We start from the raw sequence: 2,216 nt of genomic DNA, 5'->3' as shown, positions 1-2,216 counted from the left end.
CAAGTAAACTAAACACATTAAACATTAAATATAAAGACACCAACAACTAAAAATATAAGCATTAAGAAATAACAAACAATAAGCAAACAAGAATTAAACAAAATCAAGAATGAAAAAAAGAAAGAATAAGCCCAATCTTTCAAAACTAAGCAATAAGAAGTTCTCTTGTCAAGTAATACTCTTTGGCTTTTAACAAGCGAATGTTAAAAGCTTTTCTCTAGAAAGGAGGTGATCCAACCGCAGGTTCACCTACGGTTACCTTGTTACGACTTCACCCCAGTCGCTGTGTGTGCCGTGGGCAGTAGCCAATTTAGCATCCTGACTTAAGGCAAACACAACTCCCATGGTGTGACGGGCGGTGAGTACAAGACCCGGGAACGTATTCACCGCAACATGGCTGATTTGCGATTACTAGCGATTCCAGCTTCATGCAGGCGAGTTGCAGCCTACAATCCGAACTGAGAGGTGTTTTGAAGATTGGCTCCACTTCGCAGTATTGCTTCTCTTTGTGCACCCCATTGTAGCACGTGTGTAGCCCTAGGCGTAAGGGCCATGATGACTTGACGTCGTCCCCACCTTCCTCCTCCTTACGGAGGCAGTATCCTTAGAGTTCTCAGCATAACCTGTTAGCAACTAAGAAAGGGGGTTGCGCTCGTTGCGGGACTTAACCCAACATCTCACGACACGAGCTGACGACAGCCGTGCAGCACCTGTTTTCAAGGTCTAGCAAGCCAGACACTCCACTATTTCTAGCGGATTCTCTCAATGTCAAGCCTAGGTAAGGTTCTTCGTGTATCTTCGAATTAAACCACATGCTCCACCGCTTGTGCGGGTCCCCGTCTATTCCTTTGAGTTTTAATCTTGCGACCGTACTCCCCAGGCGGGATGCTTAATGCGTTAGCTGCATTACTGGAGAGACTAAGCTCTCCAACAACTAGCATCCATCGTTTAGGGCGTGGACTACCAGGGTATCTAATCCTGTTTGCTCCCCACGCTTTCGCGCAATCAGCGTCAGTAATGTTCCAGCAGGTCGCCTTCGCAATGAGTATTCCTCTTGATCTCTACGGATTTTACCCCTACACCAAGAATTCCACCTACCTCTCCCACACTCTAGAATAGTAGTTTCAAATGCAGTTCTATGGTTAAGCCATAGGATTTCACACCTGACTGACTATCCCGCCTACGCGCTCTTTACGCCCAGTGATTCCGAGTAACGCTTGCACCCTCCGTATTACCGCGGCTGCTGGCACGGAGTTAGCCGGTGCTTATTCGTTAGATACCGTCATTATCTTCTCTAACAAAAGGAGTTTACAATCCTAAAACCTTCATCCTCCACGCGGCGTTGCTGCTTCAGGGTTTCCCCCATTGAGCAATATTCCCTACTGCTGCCTCCCGTAGGAGTCTGGACCGTGTCTCAGTTCCAGTGTGTCCGTTCACCCTCTCAGGCCGGATACCCGTCATAGCCTTGGTAAGCCATTACCTTACCAACAAGCTGATAGGACATAGGCTGATCTCTTAGCGATAAATCTTTCCCCCGTAGGGAGTATCTGGTATTAATCATCGTTTCCAATGGCTATCCCAAACTAAGAGGCACATGACCTATGCGTTACTCACCCGTGCGCCACTAATCAGCACTCTAGCAAGCTAGAAGCTTCATCGTTCGACTTGCATGTATTAGGCACGCCGCCAGCGTTCACTCTGAGCCAGGATCAAACTCTCCATAAAAGTGTTTGTCCTAAAGCTCTTTTGTTTTTTGATAGGCTGTTATTATTCCTAACAACAGCTTTAGCGTATCACAAGAACTCGTTTTATACTTTATTGAATAAAACGGGTTGTGTTCTTAAGTATTACAACAACAAAACAGAAAGAAACTTTTTAAAAAGGTTTAGCCAAACGCTAACCTTAAAATACTCTCATGCCATTCAGTCATCAATCATAATGATATAATCATCATAACCAATGAAATTGATTAGCACTAGTTGGATAAGAATTTCTTATAAAAGAATGGGAGTTGTTCAAACCCTCACTCTATTTAGTCAGTCATTACTTATTTTGTTTTAGAATATCCCTTTAAAAAGAACTTCTATCAATTTGCTTAGTTTTCAAAGATCGTTTGCTTTAAACAGCTATCCTTGTGAGTTAGTGGCTTTAAAAGCCCTTGCTGAAACAAGGAAATGAAAGTATAGTCATAGAAAGCTTAAGGTTTGCTTAAACTA

Annotated in this window: 1 rRNA gene; it reads right to left on the bottom strand. The window is 43.7% G+C overall.

Annotated features, from left to right (window positions below):
- Window positions 1-221: 221 nt before the first annotated feature.
- Window positions 222-1,725: ribosomal RNA gene (locus tag QT74_RS07740) — 16S ribosomal RNA — on the bottom strand.
- Window positions 1,726-2,216: the final 491 nt, after the last annotated feature.

The organism is Helicobacter pylori SA213A (genome assembly GCF_000476275.1).
GTDB lineage: Bacteria > Campylobacterota > Campylobacteria > Campylobacterales > Helicobacteraceae > Helicobacter > Helicobacter pylori_CL.
The sequence above is the reverse complement of the archived record's forward strand: the minus strand, read 5'-3'. Positions and strand labels throughout refer to the sequence as shown.